This is a genomic window from Serratia sp. HMSC15F11 (genome assembly GCF_001808215.1).
Classification (GTDB): domain Bacteria; phylum Pseudomonadota; class Gammaproteobacteria; order Enterobacterales; family Enterobacteriaceae; genus Serratia; species Serratia nevei.
Genome location: NZ_KV792448.1, coordinates 1 through 1,419, shown reverse-complemented (window position 1 = coordinate 1,419; position 1,419 = coordinate 1). Strand labels below are relative to the sequence as shown.

At 38.1% G+C, this 1,419-nt stretch carries 2 protein-coding genes; both read left to right on the top strand.

Translation table 11 applies throughout. The annotated features are described in order from the left end of the window. The coding region (locus tag HMPREF3138_RS25410; RefSeq protein WP_139145142.1) for a phage major capsid protein at positions 1-1,013 on the top strand (1,013 nt) is incomplete at its 5' end. 4 nt (positions 1,014-1,017) lie between these two features. Continuing rightward, on the top strand, positions 1,018-1,317 hold the full coding sequence (locus tag HMPREF3138_RS26295; protein WP_139145141.1) for a hypothetical protein: 300 nt from the start codon (positions 1,018-1,020) through the stop codon (positions 1,315-1,317). The last annotated feature ends 102 nt before the right edge of the window (positions 1,318-1,419 follow it).

The window sequence follows — 1,419 nt, the reverse complement described above, 5'->3', positions numbered from 1 at the left end:
TACTAAATAAGGATGTATCCCGTTATCTCGATTCTAATTTGAGCATTCGCGATATAACCAATCAACTTAAAAATAATATTGATGATAAGGAAATCACAATGGAAAACAATTCTCTTTCTCTAGCAATTCGTTCCATAATTGAAAAGCAACCTATTGATGGTACAATTATTGGTGAACGTGGTTATGTTGTAGATCTACAACGTGATACCAATACTACTAACGCCGCTGGTGTTGTAGTTCATAAAACTGCCGACTCTTATATTGATCAGCTTTGGGCACAATCAGTACTAGCACAAGTGGCACAGCCTCAGATCTTTGCAGGTCTAGAAGGTATTGGTGAATTAGTTATCCCAGTTGCAAATAAACTGACTGGCGGTAATTTTACTTTCGTAGCTGAAGGTGCTGATTCACCAATGCACGATGCACCATTTACTAATATCAGTCTAAGACCAAAAAACTTTACTGGTTCAGTACTTCTAACCAAGACCCTACAACTAAGTAACAACTCCGCAGAACGTTACGTATCTGAACAGCTAGTTAAAACAGCAGCTTCTGATTTAGAAAACGAAATCTTAGGTTACATTGCTACTAATGCAACTCAACAGACTGCTGCTGTATTTGACCTTGCTGCAATTGAAGCTGCAATTGAAGCTTTAGCGATGGCAAACGTATATGTAGGTGATTGTGTAGCAGTAATGCATCCAGCCGTTTATTCATCAATGCGTCAAGTGCCAATGGCCGGTAACACCGCCGCTAAGATGCTTGTAGAAGGTTATCGTGATGAACAATATCTCGCTGATGAGATTCGTGTAATTGTCAGTACTCGCGTTCCTGTCGATAGCATTCTAATTGGTAATTTCTCCGATTTAGTCCTAGCTCAATGGGGAAATGTAGAATTAGATAGGGATCTAACTTCTAAACGTGCAAGCCAAGGTGTAGTACTACGTTCATTTGCCTATTGTGATTTCGCAGTGGGTCACAAGGATTCATTTGTACTAATTAAGAAGGCTTAATAGCATGAGAGCATTTAATAGTAAGCAAACTGAAGCACTGTTAAATGCTTTTGGCGAACAACTTGAAATAAATGGCGTGTCTTTCAAGGCAATTTTGGAAGTACGCCAAATTACCATTGAAGATTCTGATGGTGTTGCAATCGAATATGAATATTACTTTACGGCACGGAAGAATCCAGTACTTCAAGTTGGGACACTAATTGAAATTAACAATGCTACACAAATAATTTATAACCTAGATGATGATCTATCTGGGGTAGTTAATTATTACTATCGGAGGAAAGATTATGATTCTTGGAGTTAAGAAAGCAATAACAAAACTTATGACGTTCACACCGTGGGCGTCAAATCCATTAAAAAAACAATCTGAAGATACTAGGGTGTTTTGTTCCGAGATACAAGCAAA

What these genes read in the sequence shown, in the direction of transcription:
- HMPREF3138_RS26295 (WP_139145141.1), top strand. Translation starts at nt 1,018, where the DNA reads ATGAGAGCATTTAATAGTAAGCAAACTGAAGCACTGTTAAATGCTTTT.